Annotated in this window: 18 protein-coding genes and 2 pseudogenes; 14 read left to right on the forward strand and 6 right to left on the reverse strand. The window is 37.3% G+C overall.

Going from position 1 to position 18,357, the window contains the following annotated elements; all coding sequences use genetic code 11:
• Positions 1–14 precede the first annotated feature (14 nt).
• Entirely contained in the window at positions 15–287 is a 273-nt protein-coding gene (locus CEF16_RS20595) for a hypothetical protein (protein WP_091587587.1), read from the forward strand.
• Positions 288–1,190: 903 nt separating this feature from the next.
• Here CEF16_RS20595 and CEF16_RS25445 read toward each other — a convergent pair.
• Entirely contained in the window at positions 1,191–1,370 is a 180-nt protein-coding gene (locus CEF16_RS25445; RefSeq protein WP_139186008.1) for a branched-chain amino acid transport system II carrier protein, read from the reverse strand.
• A 115-nt stretch (positions 1,371–1,485) separates the two neighbouring features.
• Between CEF16_RS25445 and CEF16_RS20605 the strand changes: the two genes are divergently transcribed.
• From CEF16_RS20605 to CEF16_RS20630, 6 genes and pseudogenes are all read left to right on the forward strand, one after another.
• Complete coding sequence (locus CEF16_RS20605; protein WP_091587584.1) at positions 1,486–2,592, forward strand: carbohydrate kinase; 1,107 nt, start codon at positions 1,486–1,488, stop codon at positions 2,590–2,592.
• Complete coding sequence (locus tag CEF16_RS20610; RefSeq protein WP_091587582.1) at positions 2,589–3,518, forward strand: pseudouridine-5'-phosphate glycosidase; 930 nt, start codon at positions 2,589–2,591, stop codon at positions 3,516–3,518. Before CEF16_RS20605 ends, CEF16_RS20610 begins: the two co-directional genes overlap by 4 nt.
• A 207-nt stretch (positions 3,519–3,725) precedes the next feature.
• Positions 3,726–3,965, forward strand: a pseudogene (locus CEF16_RS20615) (transposase); the annotation flags it as partial.
• A gap of 771 nt (positions 3,966–4,736) precedes the next feature.
• Positions 4,737–5,051: a hypothetical protein gene (locus CEF16_RS20620; protein WP_342750508.1), complete on the forward strand. Its 315-nt coding sequence runs from the start codon at positions 4,737–4,739 to the stop codon at positions 5,049–5,051.
• A gap of 651 nt (positions 5,052–5,702) precedes the next feature.
• A complete protein-coding gene (locus tag CEF16_RS23960; RefSeq protein ID WP_245917943.1) occupies positions 5,703–5,873 on the forward strand; it encodes an alpha/beta fold hydrolase in 171 nt (56 codons plus the stop codon).
• 35 nt (positions 5,874–5,908) lie between these two features.
• Entirely contained in the window at positions 5,909–6,229 is a 321-nt protein-coding gene (locus CEF16_RS20630) for a fumarylacetoacetate hydrolase family protein (RefSeq protein WP_091587578.1), read from the forward strand.
• Positions 6,230–6,535: 306 nt separating this feature from the next.
• On the opposite strand, the gene CEF16_RS20635 is transcribed toward CEF16_RS20630, so the two are convergent.
• The 4 genes from CEF16_RS20635 to CEF16_RS20650 form a co-directional block, all read right to left on the reverse strand.
• Positions 6,536–7,003, reverse strand: coding sequence for a FixH family protein (locus CEF16_RS20635; RefSeq protein WP_245917944.1), 468 nt, complete (start codon positions 7,001–7,003; stop codon positions 6,536–6,538).
• Between the two features lie 45 nt (positions 7,004–7,048).
• Positions 7,049–8,428: a PepSY-associated TM helix domain-containing protein gene (locus CEF16_RS20640; protein ID WP_091587576.1), complete on the reverse strand. Its 1,380-nt coding sequence runs from the start codon at positions 8,426–8,428 to the stop codon at positions 7,049–7,051.
• Between the two features lie 400 nt (positions 8,429–8,828).
• Entirely contained in the window at positions 8,829–10,121 is a 1,293-nt protein-coding gene (locus CEF16_RS20645; protein WP_245917945.1) for a PepSY-associated TM helix domain-containing protein, read from the reverse strand.
• Between the two features lie 17 nt (positions 10,122–10,138).
• Positions 10,139–10,726, reverse strand: a complete 588-nt coding sequence (locus CEF16_RS20650) for a DeoR family transcriptional regulator (RefSeq protein ID WP_091587574.1) — start codon at positions 10,724–10,726, stop codon at positions 10,139–10,141.
• 158 nt (positions 10,727–10,884) lie between these two features.
• On the opposite strand from CEF16_RS20650, the pseudogene CEF16_RS25450 reads away from it, so the two are divergent.
• From CEF16_RS25450 to CEF16_RS20680, 7 genes and pseudogenes are all read left to right on the forward strand, one after another.
• A pseudogene (locus CEF16_RS25450) lies at positions 10,885–11,151 on the forward strand (P-type ATPase actuator domain-containing protein); the annotation flags it as partial.
• A gap of 199 nt (positions 11,152–11,350) precedes the next feature.
• Complete coding sequence (locus CEF16_RS25020) at positions 11,351–11,638, forward strand: P-type ATPase actuator domain-containing protein (RefSeq protein ID WP_281259202.1); 288 nt, start codon at positions 11,351–11,353, stop codon at positions 11,636–11,638.
• 263 nt (positions 11,639–11,901) lie between these two features.
• Positions 11,902–12,081 (forward strand): HAD family hydrolase, encoded by a 180-nt coding sequence (locus tag CEF16_RS20660; RefSeq protein WP_245918018.1) that lies wholly within the window; start codon positions 11,902–11,904, stop codon positions 12,079–12,081.
• A gap of 20 nt (positions 12,082–12,101) precedes the next feature.
• The gene (locus tag CEF16_RS20665; protein ID WP_091587568.1) at positions 12,102–12,416 is read left to right on the forward strand and encodes a hypothetical protein; all 315 of its coding nucleotides are present in this window, start codon (positions 12,102–12,104) and stop codon (positions 12,414–12,416) included.
• A 682-nt stretch (positions 12,417–13,098) separates the two neighbouring features.
• Complete coding sequence (locus tag CEF16_RS20670) at positions 13,099–14,124, forward strand: glycosyl hydrolase family 18 protein (protein ID WP_342750506.1); 1,026 nt, start codon at positions 13,099–13,101, stop codon at positions 14,122–14,124.
• Positions 14,125–14,329: 205 nt separating this feature from the next.
• Positions 14,330–14,572 carry a hypothetical protein gene (locus CEF16_RS20675; protein WP_091587565.1) on the forward strand — a complete coding sequence of 81 codons (243 nt, stop codon included), beginning with the start codon at positions 14,330–14,332 and terminating at the stop codon, positions 14,570–14,572.
• Between the two features lie 134 nt (positions 14,573–14,706).
• Positions 14,707–15,327, forward strand: coding sequence for an IS3 family transposase (locus CEF16_RS20680; RefSeq protein ID WP_281259220.1), 621 nt, complete (start codon positions 14,707–14,709; stop codon positions 15,325–15,327).
• Positions 15,328–15,834: 507 nt separating this feature from the next.
• Here the strand turns inward: CEF16_RS20680 and CEF16_RS20685 are convergent.
• A complete protein-coding gene (locus tag CEF16_RS20685; RefSeq protein WP_091587561.1) occupies positions 15,835–17,637 on the reverse strand; it encodes a gamma-glutamyltransferase family protein in 1,803 nt (600 codons plus the stop codon).
• Positions 17,638–18,357 lie beyond the last annotated feature (720 nt).

The raw sequence follows: 18,357 nt of genomic DNA on the forward strand, positions 1-18,357 counted from the left end.
GAGGAGGTATATGAATGAAAGAAGACCAGTTGGTTAATAGTATATCACGTGTGAATAAAAGCGGTAATTCAGATGTTGATGTAACAGTAAACATTGATACATCAGCTCTTGCCTATGCTTATGCTTGTATGATGTACGCAGAAGGAAAATTAAATAAAAACCAATTTGAAAAAATGGTTAATGAAATGGATAAATTATATCAAAGAGAAGAATACAAAGAGAGGTTTGGAGAGAAACATCATAAAAAAGAACAGCCCCGACGGCAAATTCCTTGGTTATTTACCTAATCACCGTAATACGACACCAATCTATTATTTTAAATAAATACCCCATGCTTTTCTGTTCAAAAAATGGGAAACAGCATCTATGTTATTCACAGAAAAAGACTCCAGATTGCTGGAGCTTTTTTTTGTTACATCCTTCATCGTAACGGATCCGCAGTACGGTTTAAAAATAGGTAAAAACGTTAAGATAACATCCCTTACCATTTGAAACTATTAACATAATGTACTAAGTAAGGAGGTGATACTGTATGTCAAGTAACTTTGTTTTCATCTGCAAAAAGCACAAAAAGTTTAATAAAAAGAACAATGATATGAAAAAGAAGAATCTTAGGAAAAAGAAGAGGAAGAAAAATAATAAAAAGCAATGTTTTGTTGATTGCTGCAAAAACATAGAAAGTTTAATAAAAAGAAGAATAACAATAATATGAAACATTTTGGAAAAAATAATTTCAAGAAAAAGAAAAAGAAGAATAATAATATGAAGCATTTTAAGATAAATAATTTCAAGAAAGGAAAGAAAAATAATAAAAAGAAAGTAGTTTGTTATATCTAGGGCAACCTTCTAACTAACAAGAGTGGCCGCTCTTAAGTTAAATCGAATAAGTTTATTTGATGCCATCATAAAAACTTTTATTGAATATATGTTGACCAAGGGAGTACTCTCCTATCTCTATTTGATATATAAGGGGGAGTATTCCCTTATTATGTTGAAAACTTCACCAGAATAGCTGAGTTGGATAATGGAGGTTTCATATTTTTAGGTAGTTTTTAGATTAAACACAAAGATAATTTAAGACAGCCAGATCTATCCCAGGCATCTATCCAATTTTCAATTAGGCCATCAAAAAATCCCATAATACCAGCCCCTGTAACAGCTCCTGCATAAACAGACTGCCTAAAATCCACTTATTTAGAAAGACGAGACCGCTTGGTGTGATCACAATAGGATAGAGCAGTCAGTAGAAATATTGGAGATGCAAAATCTAATATGGTGTTCAAACCAAAGTTGGTAATGATAAGGCTCACTAATACTAATATATATACCCAGGTAGAATAGGATACTTTAGAGTACGTTCTCGAAATTATGAAATCCCTCCTTTTATTTGTTTGGTATTCACTAAGTTAAATCAATTTGACTTATAATAAACATATGTTTATTATATGAACAAAAGTTAAGTAGTTATGTGTTGAGGCGATGCTTATGAATAAAAAAGAACAATTAATATTAGAATTGATAAGAAAAAATCCATATATTTCTCAAAATGAACTAGCAGACGCACTTCAACTGTCAAGGTCCGCCGTGGCAGGGTACATCTCCTCCTTAACAAAACAGGGGAAGATTATTGGAAGGGCTTATGTGTTACCAGAAAGTGGTCGTATTACTTGTATTGGAGGGGCGAACGTTGATCGCAAGTCAAAATTAAAGAGTTCTATACAATATGGTACATCGAATCCGGTGACTGTTTCTCAGGCATGTGGCGGTGTCGCAAGGAATATCGCTGAAAACCTTGGGCGCCTTGACATTTATACTTCACTGTTAACAGTGGTCGGTAATGATCAAGAAGGTGAATGGCTGCTTGAGACGACCAATCCATATGTAAATCTAAGTCAAACGATGAGGATACCACAAATGAATACCGGTACGTACACTGCGGTATTGAACGACAAAGGAGAGATGCTCATCGCACTATCTGATATGGAAATATGTGATACAGTGGGTCACGAATTTATTGATAAGCGGTGGAACCATATAGCTTCCTCGTCTATTGTTTTACTTGATACAAATTTCCCTGATGATGTCCTAAAAACAGTGATTGAACATTGTCATCAGGAGAAAATCCCGCTTTGCATCGCTCCAGTTTCTTCACCTAAGGTAAAAAAACTACCTGAAGTTCTAAATGGGGTCACCTGGTTTATAGTCAATGTTGATGAAGCAATGGCGCTAACAGGGTCAGCATCTGATGATTTACAGGGAGCCAGTGACCGAATGATGGACTGTGGTGTCAAAAACGTAATTATTACCCATGGGAAGAACGGAATTTTTTATAAAACCGAACGAGGGGATCAAGGAATAATTCCCGCATCGAAAACGAATGTAGTGGATGTAACAGGGGCAGGCGATTCGTTTGTTTCAGGATTTTTATACGGTATGAACAAAGGTACTTCATTTAAAAAGGCATGTAAGTTAGGTATGGCGTGCTCAATGATCACTTTGCAAACGAAAGAAACAGTTAATACAAAGCTTCATGTGGATTTGTTGGATGAAACATATAATCGATTTTTTACCGAGGAGGAAACGGAAAAATGAATTTCAAAGAAGATGTTCTTGTATTCTCAGAGGAATTGAGGGACGCTATACAAAAAAATAAGCCTATTGTAGCGCTTGAATCGACAATTATTTCACATGGTATGCCCTACCCGCAAAATGTTGAGACGGCATTGGATGTGGAAGAACTTATCCGTGACAATGGTGCAGTCCCCGCAACAATTGCAATAATAAATGGTGAAATAAAAATAGGTTTGACAGAGGATGAAATTGAATTTTTAGGTCAAAGTAATAAAGTAGAGAAGGTGAGCCGAAGAGATTTACCGTACGTCATTTCAGCAAAAAAACATGGGGCAACAACGGTTGCAGGAACAATGATTTGTGCAAGTATGGCGGATATTAAAGTTTTCGCAACAGGAGGGATTGGCGGCGTTCATCGCGGTGCACAGAAAACGATGGATATTTCTGCTGACCTCGAGGAGCTTGCGAAAACTAATGTAGCTGTAGTCTGTGCAGGTGTTAAGTCCATTTTAGATTTAGGCCTGACACTTGAATATCTTGAAACAAATGGTGTACCGGTAATTGGTCATAACACGGATATATTACCAGCTTTTTATACAAGAACGAGTCCTTTCAAGGTGGATTACCGTCTGGATTCACCTGAAGAAATCGCAAATTTTATTGATACGAAACAGAAAATCGGTTTAAGTGGCGGTGTGGTAGTTGCCAATCCAATCCCGGAAAAAGATGCAATGGATGAAACGTATATTAGCTCCATTATTGATAATGCAGTGAAGGAAGCTGAAGAAAATAATATTTTAGGAAAAGAGGCAACACCGTTTATTTTAGACAAAATCAAAACTCTAACTGAAGGAAAAAGCCTCAAGGCAAACATCGGACTTGTAAAGCACAATGCGGTTATTGGCGCTAAAATTGCTGCTAATTGCAAGCACGGATATAAAAATTAACAAGAGAAAATAATATTAAAACAAACCTAGAGAAACAAAATTGGATGCTCGCATCATTTCTTATCTAAGTAATAATTGTAGCAAGAACCTTCTCATAGGTTAATAAAATGACCTATGAGGAGTTTTTTTAGTACACATTAGGCATAAAAAATACACACAAGTTCTTTTATCTTTTAAACTTGTATTGTCCATAAACAAGAAAAAGATAAAGGAGATACGAGGGGAGGCAAGTACCAAGTGATCATTGCCAATGGTGAAACTGGGGAAACGTTTTATACCCTGCAGAATCGTTCCGTTTCTACGGTTAAGCATTACTTAAGAAGAAAAGGGTACAAGGTCGAAAAAGTGGCTATGGATATGAGTTGCGCCTTTAAGTCTGCCGTCCGGAAAGCGCTGGACAAGCCCATTATTGTGGCGGATCGGTTTCAATTCTGCCGCTATATCTATTAGGCACTCAAACGGGTTAGAAGGTTTGCTGCAGACACATTGTCAATGGATATAACAAGATATAGTAAAGATTAAATCTATTAAACCAATGTCCTAGTTCTTTAAAAAAGAGCTTTATCTTTATTAAAGTAAAGAGCACGATTTTGGACAATAAATATAACGTTTTATAGCATGGAACAGAAGAATATAGCTAGTTGAATATTGAAATGACTTGCTTGAACACATTCTATTCTCTTAAAAAGTTGCTTGAAATGAGAGGTTATATTGGTAAACCACTGCATCATCCTATAGAAACTTCCAAATACTGTACTGGCCTTTAGAAGAGGTCATTTTTTATTGTCAAATTTTTTTGATTTGAACAGTTTGTGTTTACTTTTTTTAAAATCATAAACACTTTGTGTTCTAGAAGAAATGCCAGTTATTTATTAAGTTATATATATAGGAAAAAATGAAAGCGCGAACAACAAAAATTTTCTCAACAAAATCTAGAAGCAGAAGAGATTTAACATTGTAGATATTAATTTCCTTTACGACAGTAGAATCCTTGTTAGAAACTCATGAAGCGGGAAATAATTGATCATCATACGGAGATTGCTGAATTTCTAGTAACAGGGAAAATTACTGAAGCATAGCAGCTCTTAATTACTATTTACAAGAAGCATGTGAATATTGCTTTGAAGGTAAGACTTTAAATACAGGGAGAGATGAACATGTCTAAACAGAAAATTAAATGTGCCATCATTGGGTCGGGTAATATAGGCACCGATACTAATGCTTAAACTCCTTAGGAGCGATAAGCTTGAATTAACGGCTATGATTGGGATTGACCGTAATTCTAAAGGCTTGGCACTAGCAAAGGAGTACGGGCTTAAACCAATTTATAACGGAATTGACGGACTGTTAGAGGCACCAGAATTAACAGAAATTGTATACGAAGCTGCTTCAGCAAAGGCTCATGCTTATAACGCTCCAATTTTAAGGGATTTAGGGAAGAAGGCGATTGACTTGACTCCTGCTGCTGTCGGACCTTATTTGGTTCCCTCTGTGAACCTGCAAGAAGAGGAAATAGCTCTGCACCACCTGTAGCATAGACTAAAATATCTTCTTTTAATGTTTCAGCAGATTCTTCTGTCTGTACATGGATGGTGTTTCTCATTAAAATGGGAGGCTCTGCTGGATTTAACGTAATTATAGCCTTCGACTCCGCGTACGGACGCAATATAAAAGAGTTAAGTAAACATTTTTGGGTAATCTGTATTGATATGGTTGGACATGGATATACGGAAAAGCCGGACCGCCCTTATGGAATTGATTTTTTATAGCGACCATTTACTGGATGTAATAAAAGCATTAGACTTATCAAAAGTTTTCTTGGGGAATCCCTCGGTGGCTGGGTAGCCGCATGGTTTGCCGCTGAACATCCAGTATGTAAGGTCCATGGTCTTAAATACTCCTGGAAACGTAAATAACGATCCTAAAATAATGGCTAGCCTAAAAGAATCCACGATAAAAGCTGTTGTAGAAGCAAATTATGAAAATGTTAAGAAGCGTTTGGAGTGGCTGATGTATGATAAAAGCTAAGTAACAGAAGAACTCATTGAAGTCCGTTATAAAATCTATACACAGCCAGAGTATCAAAAAGCAGTTTATAATATTGTTTATCTGCAGGATCCAGAAGCTCGCAATAAATATATTTGGCATCCGTCTTGGTGTAATAAAATCCAAACTCCAACATTGTTGGCCTGGACTGATCATGATCCTACTTCAACTGTGGAAGCAGCAAAACCTATTCAAGAGATGATTCCTGGAAGTAAGCTGACAGTGATTGAAAACGCTGGACATTGGCCGCAATGGGAACAGGTCGATGCTTTTAATAAAGTTTTAATAGATTTTTTCGTCAACCAGTAAAATAAATATTCAGATTGTTTGAAGGAGGAAAGAGATTGCAGACTCCAAATAATGCGGACACGATTGCAGATAACGCTCCCTCTGGTTCGTTTATGATAGGAGAGACGAAAGTAGACCCTAAGCAAGTAGATCTAAAACAGATCCGGATGCAGTTGTTCAAAAATGGTCATGTACTTGGGGATCCAGCGGCTTGTGTCGCATGGTTGGCTAACAAACTTGGTGAGTATAATGTAAGCTTGAAATCAGGAGAAGTCATTCTTTCGGGAGCTTTATCGTCTGCTATTGAGATTCAAAAAGGCGATAAAATTTCTGCCTCATTTACTCATCTAGGTGAAATAGAATCTAAAGTTGAATAAGTTATTTTCCACCAAGCCTTTTAATTGTGATTAAAAGGCTTGGAAAACACACCTAATGTAGAGGCATATTTTGTCTATTTTTAAACTAAAAACAGGTAAAGAGCAACCCTTCTGGCCTCTTGGACCTTACAAATTAAGAATATTTCACCTTGTTCAACTATATTTTATGGAAAAATGATGAAGGATATTGATCAGGGAACTGGCTAATATTTTAGCAGAGATAAATTTTGTCTATTGTTTACCATAGAAAGCCTTGTTCTTCACTACAGGAATTTAGATTTCTGTTCGCTTTAGTAAAATGAGTAATTAATGATGGTTATGGTCTCCATGAGGATGTTCCGTTTTTTGCTGCAATGCATTTAATTCTTCTTCAGAGGGATTTCCGACAATTACTTGTTTAGTAGGCATAACGTGTAAATCACGAGCCCTAACATCTGCTTTAATATAATATAAGCCGTCTTCGTTAAACGTTTTTTCTGCAAAATAAATTCCGTTCCCCTCATGTTTGGCTTTTACCACTTCATGATCTTCATGGGTCTCTTTTTTCCATATTTCAAACTGGATAGCAGCTGCATCATCTACTTTTTTACCTTCTTGCGTCAGTTGAATTTTTATAACTTGTTCTTTATTCAGCGAAGTACTTTTAGGTAAGATCATGTCAACCTCTAGAGGTTGTGATTGCTTATATAAATTACCTGTACTAGTGTCTACTGTACATGCTGACAATAAGAGTAAAAAAATAAAGATAGAAAAGAAATGAAATACTATTTTCACTTTCGTTACTCCCCAATTCTTAATTTTCAATCGATAAACACTCCATTATGCGTTTAAAAACTTCTTTAATTTTGGTGTTCTTTTAATGAGCAGGAAATCAATCATCCAAACGAAAATAAGTGATATTCCAACTAAAGGGAATAATACCCCAAGTAATAAAAGGATGAAGGTTAAGGACTTCATTGTTTTGTTAGCTGGAGCTTTTGGAGCTCCCAACTCTCCGTTCGGCTTTCGTTTCCACCATAAGTAAAAGCCACTTACAACAACTCCTACGATCCCTATACAAATAATAAGCCCAGCGAGTTGATTTATAAGTCCAAATTGTGATCCTTTGTGCAAAGTAATCCCCATAGCAATCATCTTCCCTGCTGGACCATAGTCTTGAAAACGGTAATCAGCTAAAACGGCCCCTGTATACTGATCAATATGGATAGTGGCTTCGTCTTCCGCTTTTGGAGGAAATACAGATAACGTATACACTCCATCGGCTTCTTTAGGGAAAAATACATCGTAGCTCGGATAAACGTTCCTTTCTTTTGCAATAGCAACAACATCATCAATAGACAATCTTTCATATTCCTGTATGGCAGAGGAAGGAACATCTAAATTTTCAGCTGCCCATGAAACATCTGCTACATCCTCCGTTTTAACATCAGAGGTTGGAGCTTCTCCGATCCAAATAGAAGGGGGATAGCCTACTCCAGTATTAGTCGCCAGATGTTGAACGCCATTTCCCCAGAGACCAGACCAAGGTAATCCAGTGATGATTAAAAAGAACATCCCTGCCGATATCCAAAAAGCTGGAACCGCGTGTAGATCTCGCCTTAAAACGTTTTTTCCTTTCGAAAATCTCGGGAGCAGAGTACCCCATAATTTCTCGTTCCTTTTAGGCCGCCATAAGTAAATACCAGTGACAATAAGAATCAGTGCCCAGCATGCAGCTAATTCAACCATTCTATCCCCTGTTGTTCCGGCCATTAGTTCTCCATGAATTTCTTCTATTTTATTCATTAAACGTTCTTCATCATGAAGTTCGCCAACAATTTCTCCCGTATAAGGATTTACAAAAACCGTTAGGGAAGAAGAATCATTAATAATTCCTACTTCTGCTGAGCGATGCGTATCTTCTCCAGGTCGGTATCGATCTACGTTTGCTTCAGGATATCTATCCATCACCGTTTCAATCTGTTTAGAAGGGGATATGACTTGCCCCTGTGCTTCCACTTGATAAAAATCCTGATACATAAATTGTTCAATTTCAGATTTAAATAAATAAATGCCACCTGTGATAGCCAATATAAGAAGAAAAGGCATAAAAATTAATCCAGCATAAAAGTGCCAACGCCAAACGGCTTTATATAAATCCTTGGTTTTCATAGCATTTGTTGGTACATCATTATGTTTTTCATTCCGTGCTGTAGTCATCTGTTCAGCTTTTCCTCCTCTTGATAGTCAAATGATTACGATGAATTTGTTAACTTTTTTAGGTCCTCCACAATGGGATCCGTATCATTTTCTAGACCGTCGTACATGCTGATAACATTTCCTTCTGGATCAATTAGAAAAAAGCCCGTCGCATGAATAATGTCATCCTGTTCTGGATCTTTTTTTACGCACTTTGAAAGAGATCCCGTGCAAGCTGCTAGATTTCTTTTCCCTTCTTTTTACTAACCATAAATAGCTTCTGGAAAATATATTTGATAGAGGTACTACCCCAACCATCGCTTCATCACTGGAACTCTCTTCATAACTAACCAATCCAACAGAAAAACAACCAACAAGGAAATCCCGACTAATGGAAAGAATATGCCAAGGGCAATAACGATCAATGCAACCCCTTTAACAACTTGAAGTCACTAGGAAGTTTGGGTGCACCTAATTTTCCGTTCGGTTTGCGTTTCTTCCACATGATAAGTCCACTCAATGGAATAATGATTAAAGCAAGGACCAAGAGGAGATTAAACATTTGATTGATAAACCCAAATTCACCTTGGTGAAAAGCAATACCAAGAGAAATAATCTTTCCCATGATTCCATAATCTTTCCATCCTAAATGGGCTAAAACTTGTCCATCATATTGATCAATGTGCAACGTTTGTTGAGTCCAAGGTTTAGAAGCTGGATCTAGATATACGGTATAAACCCCCGTTTTGTCTTCAGGGAAGGCAATTTTATACCCTGGATGTACATTTTTAGACTCGGCAACTTGCATGATCTTTTCAATGGAAATCGGTGTTATCCCGCTGGCACCAGACTCGGGCACAGGTAAGTTCTCCGCGGCCCAGGGAACGTCTGCCACGTCTTTAGTAGGGACGGCAGACTCTGGAAAGGCATATTTTTCCCAAGGCTGATCACCTTCTGGACTACCGGTTCCGGTTTCATCGACAACGCTTTTTGCCATATTGCCCCAAACATCCGTCCACATAAGTCCAGATAACAGGACAATGGCAATAAACAATGAAAACCAAAAAGCTGTCACGGCATGTATTTCACGCCAAAAAACGCGTTTCCCTTTAGAAAATCGAGGAAAAAGTATCCCGAATAACGATTTATTTTTGCGGGGCCACCATAAATAAATTCCTGTAATGATCAAGATCATTCCCCAGCAAGCGGTTAGTTCCACCCATCGATTGCCGAGAGTTCCACCCCAAAAGATTCCATTATGCATGTCTTTAATCGTACTCATTAAGGTCTCGTCATCTTTAAGAGTACCGACAACATCGCTGCTGTAGGGGTTGACGAAAATGGTTATTGCTTCTCCGTTATTTGATATTCCTACTTCTGTTGTCCTATTTGCTGCAGGAGAAGGAGTATAACTCGTTATTTCTGCATTTGGATAGGCGTTTTTCACTTCATTCACTTGTACCGTTGGATCGACTTTTTGTTGTCCTTCTTGTATGTAATAAAGATCCTGATACATGAAAGATTCTATTTGCGGTTTGAAAAGGTAAATACCTCCTGTAATCGCAAGAAAAATGATAAAAGGGGCAAAAATAATCCCTGCATAAAAGTGCCATCTCCAAGTTGCTTTGTACAAATCATTCTGTTTTAAATTCTCATTGGTATGTTCTGGTTTACTAGAGGCGGTTTGTTGTTCTTTTTTAACGGTATTCATCATTTCGTTCCTTTCCGTTCTTATTTATGATTGTTACAACATCCTGAATAACCTTGCATTTTTTGATAGACGACCTCCATGGCATCTTCAAAACGATAAATGTCACCGCCAAACCCCTTAATAAATTTCTCAGCATGTTCTCTTTGTTCAAATGTAAGTACCTGCGGTTGACAACAGGCGACATTTAAACTGGTATCCATGACATACCAAGTTAAAGAAGCACTTATCGTAGTGTTAACAAAAAAATCATGGCAAATCGCTTGTAGTACTTCTTCACCAATTTGACGGTGTCGAAGTAGTCCACAGTGAGCACAACATGCAGTTTCAACCTTGTCATTTGGCAATATTAAACGATAGGCTATCTTAGTGTTGTTCGGTTTATGGCAGTATACACAGTGGCTTTGGTATGAGAATGTTTGCTTATTATTTTCAACAAGGGAAATTCCTCCAAAGTTTTTAGCAACGAGTCCCTCTTCTACTAAAGGTTTAATATCTCGATAAATCGTCATTTCCGAGACATTAAAATATTCGCTTAGCTCATTAATTTTCAACGTCTTTTTCTCTTTAATCAACTTTTGAATCTGCTTTTGTCTTTCAACCGGAAGCACCGTCTTCACCTCTTTGTTAGATTATGATACTATTTGATAAAAACAACAAACTACAACACGAATTTTATCATTTTTATTGGAATTTTAAACAGTGATACTACGTAAAGTTATGAAAAGATTGTGATAAAATGTTATAAATCACATAATTAAACATAAATATGTATTGTCAGAATGAGAAAAGCTGCATCATTTGCAGACAAAAACAGCCCACCTTATATGAAAACGGTAAGGAATCGAACGTACCTGTTGACCATATTCGTCCTGGGGATGTCGTGGTTCTTAGGGCGGACGAAAAAGTTCCGGTTGATGGACAAGTCATAAAAGGGACGATTGATGAATCTTTGTTACCGGAGAAAGTATGCCCGTTGAAAAAATACAGGAAATGCAGTATATGCAGGGACCATGAATCGAAAGGAATATTGAATGTTAAAGTAACGAAAAGAAAGACGGAAACAACGTTGTCCCAAATTATTCGCATTGTAGAAGAAGCGCAATTATCGAAGGCGCCGATTCAGCATATAGCGGATAAAATTACGGAAGTTTTCGTACCCATTGTGATTACCATAGCCATGGTAACATTTGCAGTGTTATATTATTTTTCAACCAGGTTATGTATATGGAGCTTTGGAAAAAGCTATTGCAGTCTTAATCATTGCCTGTCCTTGCGCTCTTGGATTGGCCACCCCTACTTCTGTTATGGTTGGAAGTGGGCGAGCCTCACAGTTAGGACTTCTTTTCAAAGAAGGAAGGTTTCTTGAGTTGTTAGGTGAAACCAGCATCGTGGCCCTGGATAAAACAGGAACGATTACAAAAGGGGAACCACGGGTAACCGACATTTACGTTAAACATATTAGAGAAAATGCATTCTTAGAAGTCGTGGGTGCAGTGGAAAACACTCAACCCACCCTTTAGCCAGGGCGATAGTAAAGGAGGTAAAAAAACAGGTAAATACTCTTCCAAGCGCCACTGACATACTGTCCTTTCCGGGATATGGTGTCCAAGCATCGATAAACGGCAAAAAAACGGTTATTACCAATCCAAAGTATTATAAAAATAATCATATTTTTATCCAAAAGCGAAAAGAATGGTTAAAGAATGGGAGCGGGAAGGAAAAACGGTGATGATAGCATTCTATTAATTCCCGTTTTGCTGGGATTATTGCAGTCTCCGATGAAATAAAAAGATCATCAACAAAAGCAGTTTCTTGTTTGAAACAGATGGGGATAGAAGTAATAATGTTGACAGGAGACAATAAAAATACTGCAGCAACTGTCGCGGAAAATTCGGGTATAAAAAAACAATATGCAGAGGTTACGCCACAGGAAGATCATACAACAATTCCAACAAAAAGGTAATAGAATTGTGATGGCAGGGGATGGTATTTAATGATGCACCGGCGTTGACGGTGGCAAAAGTGGGGATTGCGATAGGAACTGGTTCCGATGTGGCTATTGAATCAGGGGATATAACAATCATAAAAAGTGATTTAAATCGTGTGATGGATGCGATCTCCATTAGTAAAAAAACAACGAGAAATATAAAACAAAATTTTCTTTGGGCATTTTTATATAATGTTCTTATGATACCCATTGCAATGCTTGGTTTTTTTGGCTCCATGGTTGGCTGGTGCAGCAATGGCTTTGAGCTTAGTGTCCGTTGTATTAAATTCCCTTCGATTGAAGAAAATTAAAATATAATTATTTAGACAGAATTATGGTTAAATGATCTTCCATTAAAGGTGGCGATTATGAAGTAATAAAGCCTAATTTCTCAGGATTTTAAAGGAGAAATTAGGCTTTTTTGAGTTATCTTAGTGTTTTAGTAAGTTATTAGGTTTTCTTCACATTCTCCAACTTTTTTTGATGTTTCGTATCCGCCTAACGGCTTGACATTCGTGTTCAGAAAAATCATTTGTTGTCAAACCAAGAAAGGAGTTGATTCCGAAATGGAAATTGTTCTATGAAGTCAGCGAATGTAGAGACTATCGTAAAGAGTTGACGGGAGAGAGGATGAAAATGAATAAACATTAACGTTTATCCGTCTTTAAAGCTTATTAGTTTGGTCGGAGCTCTTACTATTCGGGCTAACCATCCGAATTGGGAAACTACTATCTTCATTTAGTCTCTTTTTTATACGGAAATCGTACATGTTTGTCGTTCGTTTTCCTTTAGTCACAGGTTTGGGCTGACGTTGTTTTATTAAATCTAAAGTCCATGATGTTTTATTGAAGTTGTGATGGGGTATTAATTTTGCTACTATTTTTAAAGACGACGATTTTCCACGGAAAGGGTTGTTGTTTCATGAAGAAACATTACCACCTTCAAATATTAGCAGCCTTACTCATTTTCACAGGAGGACTTTTTTTAGTGTCTATGTTTACAAGTAACAACACAGAAAAAGACCAAACACAACCTCAAAAACCTGAGTTAGAACCGGTTGATTCAAACGTACTAATGGGATATGTACAGGATTTTCGAGATCCAGCATCAATTGATTATTCGAAGTTATCACATATTATTTTTTCATTTGCCCATCCAGAAAAAGATGGGAGTCTCCTTATGGAAGATGATAAGGTATCAAATCTTAGCAAAATGGTACAAAAAGCACGCCAAGAAGATACAAAGGTGATGCTTGCTGTAGGTGGTGCGGAACATTTGAAAGGCGGAGAAACTTATGACTATTTTAAAACTGCGATAGCAAATCCAACTTCTCGTACAAAGCTTATTAACGAGCTCATTAAAATAACGAATGAAGAGAATCTTGATGGGATTGATATTGATTTTGAGCATCCTCGTTCAAAAGAGGACGCGCTATATTTAGCTGATTTTACACAAGCATTAGGGGAAAAGCTTCACTCAAATGACAAAGAGCTATCTATAGCCGTCCATTCGAAGGTTAATAGTGAAACAGGAAAAGAAGTACAATCAGTTGTCTATAATCCATCTATGTTTCATTATGTTGACCATGTTAATGTTATGGCTTATGACGGTCAATGGGACGGGGAGTATAATGCTGCAAATTTATCACCCTATTCATTCACTGAGAATATCGTAAACTATTGGTCCAATTTATTTGACAAACATGGGATTTCAAAGCAAAAGTTAGTATTAGGAGTACCTTTTTATGCACAACCAGAAGACTTAGCGGATAAGCAAGTATCATATGATGCTATCATTAATCATGATCCTGAAAATGCAGAACGGGATAGAGTTAACTTAAACGGGACGACCTATCATTATAATGGAGAAACAACAGTGATAAAGAAAACCAAACTTGCTCTTATTAACGGATTTGGCGGGATGGTGCTTTGGGAGTTGGGACATGATGCTGATGGTGCGCATAGTTTAACAAGCGCAATTTTTGATGTTCAAAGAAAAAGGACTGAAAGGCCAGAATAATATCCTGGACTAACCTAAAATAATGGGACAATATAAAACACCTTCGAAATGGTACAATCAATGAAGTACTTTCTCGGAGGTGTTTTTGCATGGGCAAAAACGTTTATTCTAAAGAAATAAAGTGGGCGGTTGTTCAAGACAAACGGAGTGGAAAACGGACAAACCAGGAAATAATGGAGAAGTATGAAATAAAAATGTATCTCAAATGAAAACATGGATGAAGTGGTACAAAACGGGAGAAATGTATCGTTTTGATCAACCCATAGGAAAACAATATATGTATGGCCATGGACCAGAGGGTAAGACAGAAGAAGAGCGTACAAATTGTCAGCTCACCCATTTGAAGACGGAGAATGAGATCTTAAAAAAGTATTTAAAAGGAGTGGATAAAAGAATAGATCTGAATCTAGTTGGAAAGCTACGCAGAAAATACACGGTAACAAAGTAATTGAACGTATTAAAGGTACCCCTTTCCACTTATTATCGTTGGGTTAAAGAAGAGACGGTAACATATAAGAATAAGTATGAAGATTTGATTATAGAGGTCTGTAAATCAACAAATTACCGAAATGGCATCGAAAGATACGAGCTATTTTAAAACGTCAACATCAAGTAAAGTTAAATCGGAATACCGTGCAAAAAATGATGCAAAAGCACCATCTCCAATGCAAGGTAAAACCAAAACGGAAGTGGAAATCTCAAGGGGAAAGTGAGGTTATAGCGCCTAACGTATTAAACCGTGATTTTCGTGCTGCGAAACCGAACGAAAAATGGGTTACTGACAATACGTATATTCAATATGGCAGTGAAACGTTGTACCTCTCGACCATTATGGATTTATATAATAATGAGGTTGTATCCTATAAGTTGTATTCGCATCAGCAGATATCGTTAGTGAAGGAGACATTAGAGGAAGCATTAAAGAAGAGAAATCATCCAGAGGGTATTATTGTTCATACCGATCAAGGGAGTGTATACACGTCCTATGCCTACCAAAGTTATTTGAAGGAACATCACTTCATCGTAAATATGTCCAGGCATGGAAACTGTTGGGATAACGTGGTAATTGAATCCTTCCATTCCCATTTGAAAACAGAAGAATTTCAGTATTGTACGTATCATTCCTTAGATAATAAGAAGTTGTTTCTAGAATTAGAAAATATATTCAACACTATAATGAAGAGCGAATACAAGAAAAACTAGGCTGCCTTACTCCAAAAGAGTTTGGAGTCAAAGCAGCCTAGCAGGTGTTTTATATCTGTCATTTAGCTATGGCAGTTTATCCCATAATGCTTCTTTTTATTCTTCACTCGTCTGTAAACTATGAGTGTCCTATGTTCTCTCATGTGTTTTATAGAATATTTTAATGAGTTCATTTCTCTCTAGCTCCTTATCCAGTGCAGCACTGCTGATTCTTGTTTATATGGCTATTGTAAAGCTAGTGGTAGAAAAACTTCGTGTTCACAACGCAAAAGTCAATGGATAAGTTCTACAAGAAGGAATAAAAAGAGCAAAAATGAAATATTTTCTGTGAAACGGGGATATTCCATCTTCCTCCTCCACTTCTAATGCAATAACTCTTTTCTTCTTCATTTAAATGTTTTTATTTAATGATCCAAATTTTTCCCGATTGTTCTGCGAATTCTGTAACAAAGTGCGTGGGAGCATACAAGAGAAAAAATAGCGTTAATTTCGTTTTACAGATAACTCTCATTGAAACTTATTTCTTCTAGTTGCTTTTACTGCTTTCCCTACACAGCCTACTACACCTAAAATACACACGCCAATTATTGTTATGATAATAATCAGGGTTTTCCTTCTCTTTTCTGTTCCCATTTGGACAGCCCTTAGCATTTCATTTTTTCGTTCATCTAAGTATAAGGTTGAGAAATTCCGTAAAAGCCCGAGAGTATTTTTTGTATCCCATAATCCGCCTCGTCGTCCATCAGCAACTCCATTAATGGAACCGTCTTTTTTATTTAAGTCGAGGGCTTGAATCCCGCCGAAGTAGACAGATACATTCCTTGTTTCCAAATCGTATCCTTTTTTTACAACATCTACCAATGTTTCTTCAGTAAAATCGTCCTCTACATACAGGATTTTATTTTCTCCATAGAACCGTTTAGCTTTAACAGCATCTTCAAGTGATTCATCAAAATAGAAATGTCTGGCTAACACTTGTGCCATCACAGAAGGAATTCGGTTTCCTCCAGGACTTCCGATTCCAATAACTCTCTCATCATTGGTATATATTGTCGGAGCTGTTAAACTTCTTGAGCGCTTGCCAGGTTCATAACGGTTTGGTGATTCGCTGTTATTACTGAAATTTTCAAGGGAATTATTCATAAAAAAACCAGCTGTATACTTTCCTGAACCAAAGAAATTACTTAATGTATGGGTTGCAGATACGACCATTCCATCTGGATCTATAATGACAAAATGTGTCGTGTCTGTATGTTCGTCGTCGACATGTTCCTCATCATTCCCTGCTTCTCGAGAAGGATCGGAAGGAGAAATTTGGTCGGCCAGGTTATCGATATGTTCAGCGCTGGTGAGCTGATCGATATCCATATCAGTAAAGGATGGATCACCGATTTCTGTTATTCGGTCATTTTTTGTTATTTTAGAAATCTCCGTCATTAAGTGGATAAATTCTCCTTTGTTTTCCTTTGTTTCAGCTATATTTAATTTTTCAGCAAGCAGTAATGACTGAACGATTGACACTCCGGCAAGAGGCGGACTGGCAGAAAAAATGGTTCCGTCCTTGAGTTCTCCTTTCACAGGATATGTGACCTCAACTTCATATTCTTTCAGCTCTTCTTCGTCGAGGTATGGAACAGCTTCCGTTACTTGCTTACTGATTTCACCGTCATAAAAAGCGCTCGGACCGTTTTCTTTGATTTCAGTTAAGGTTTTGGCTAGTTCCTCCTGTTTTAACGTCTCTCCTGGCTCAATCGCTTCCCCATCAGGAAAGAAATGCGGCATAGCTTCTACCGGCAGGCGATAAGAAGCGGCCGTAAGACGTTCCCATAATAGGTGATCCACTTCAAATCCATCTTTAGCTAGCAAAATTGCAGGGGAAACAAGCTGATCGAACGGGGTTAACCCATAATCCTGATGGATATGTTCCAGCCCTTTAACGAGACTGGGGACACCGGATACTTTGTTACCCTGGTCTTCATCCGAAGGAGCGGTTACCCGGTAGTCATAAACAATCGGTTCGTTTTCATCGGGCGGTAGAAGCAACATTTCCCCACCCCCGCCAATGCCGGATCCAAACGGTTCTACCACTCCCAGCGCATAAGAAACGGCAATGGCAGCATCAACGGCATTGCCTCCGTTTTCCAGTACCTCCATACCCACTTCCACTGCCTCAGGGTGGGAAGCACTTACGCCATAATTGTCATATGTATCATCAGAAATAGTCTGAGTATTTTCCTCACTAAATACGGAACTTGGCCCTAGAAAAAAAACAATTATAATCAAACAAAACGAGAGTAAGTTTTTTAGCAAGGAACCGTTCACCTCCCACCAAGAAAAAATCACCAAGAAGTCACATTATCAAATAAAACTGGGGATCCGAACAAGGTACATTCTTATAGATTTAGTGAAAACGAATACATTTTTTTGTGATATTTAAAAATCACAAAAAAATGATACCTGGAGACCTGACAGAAGTCGCTGAGGATTCCGGTAAAAAAGTGCATTAATCCACGTCAATCCACGTCCATAGGTTTGACATAATATTAACACTTTTTAAGTAAACATCAATCTTTCCCTCCATGATTTTCTATACTCTAGAGACGATTTTATAGGTGTTTGGGCTGGTGTTAAGGTATTATTTCCTACAGAAAAGCCGTTTAAGAGGTGTCTAAATGCATAAATTAATCAAATAAAGGAAACTTTTGTAAAAATAACAGGAAGACAAACTCATTTTTTTGAAATAATGTTAAATTCTAAACATTATGGTGAGAAAGTATTATGGGGATAAATCCTTTTTGGGTTGTAACCTAATAGGCGTGTCGTACTAAAAAGATCTTTTCTGTCACGAAAATGTAAAAAATGTATTGTAAACAACTTAAACATAAATATCACACAGCTTTTGTAAAGTATTTAAAATTTATTATCTTAATATTAATCGTTTTGTAATATTAAGATAATAGTGTTGTAGTATAGTCGGTTCCGGCGGCAGTTGATAGATTGATTGATATGGGGGTTATTGTTCTTATGGGG

This window comes from Alteribacillus bidgolensis (assembly GCF_002886255.1).
GTDB lineage: Bacteria > Bacillota > Bacilli > Bacillales > Marinococcaceae > Alteribacillus > Alteribacillus bidgolensis.

What these genes read in the sequence shown, in the direction of transcription:
- CEF16_RS20595 (WP_091587587.1), top strand. Translation starts at nt 15, where the DNA reads ATGAAAGAAGACCAGTTGGTTAATAGTATATCACGTGTGAATAAAAGC.
- CEF16_RS20605 (WP_091587584.1), top strand. Translation starts at nt 1,486, where the DNA reads ATGAATAAAAAAGAACAATTAATATTAGAATTGATAAGAAAAAATCCA.
- CEF16_RS20610 (WP_091587582.1), top strand. Translation starts at nt 2,589, where the DNA reads ATGAATTTCAAAGAAGATGTTCTTGTATTCTCAGAGGAATTGAGGGAC.
- CEF16_RS20620 (WP_342750508.1), top strand. Translation starts at nt 4,737, where the DNA reads ATGCTTAAACTCCTTAGGAGCGATAAGCTTGAATTAACGGCTATGATT.
- CEF16_RS20640 (WP_091587576.1), bottom strand. Translation starts at nt 8,428, where the DNA reads ATGACTACAGCACGGAATGAAAAACATAATGATGTACCAACAAATGCT.
- CEF16_RS20645 (WP_245917945.1), bottom strand. Translation starts at nt 10,121, where the DNA reads ATGATGAATACCGTTAAAAAAGAACAACAAACCGCCTCTAGTAAACCA.
- CEF16_RS20665 (WP_091587568.1), top strand. Translation starts at nt 12,102, where the DNA reads ATGGTATTTAATGATGCACCGGCGTTGACGGTGGCAAAAGTGGGGATT.
- CEF16_RS20670 (WP_342750506.1), top strand. Translation starts at nt 13,099, where the DNA reads ATGTTTACAAGTAACAACACAGAAAAAGACCAAACACAACCTCAAAAA.
- CEF16_RS20675 (WP_091587565.1), top strand. Translation starts at nt 14,330, where the DNA reads ATGAAAACATGGATGAAGTGGTACAAAACGGGAGAAATGTATCGTTTT.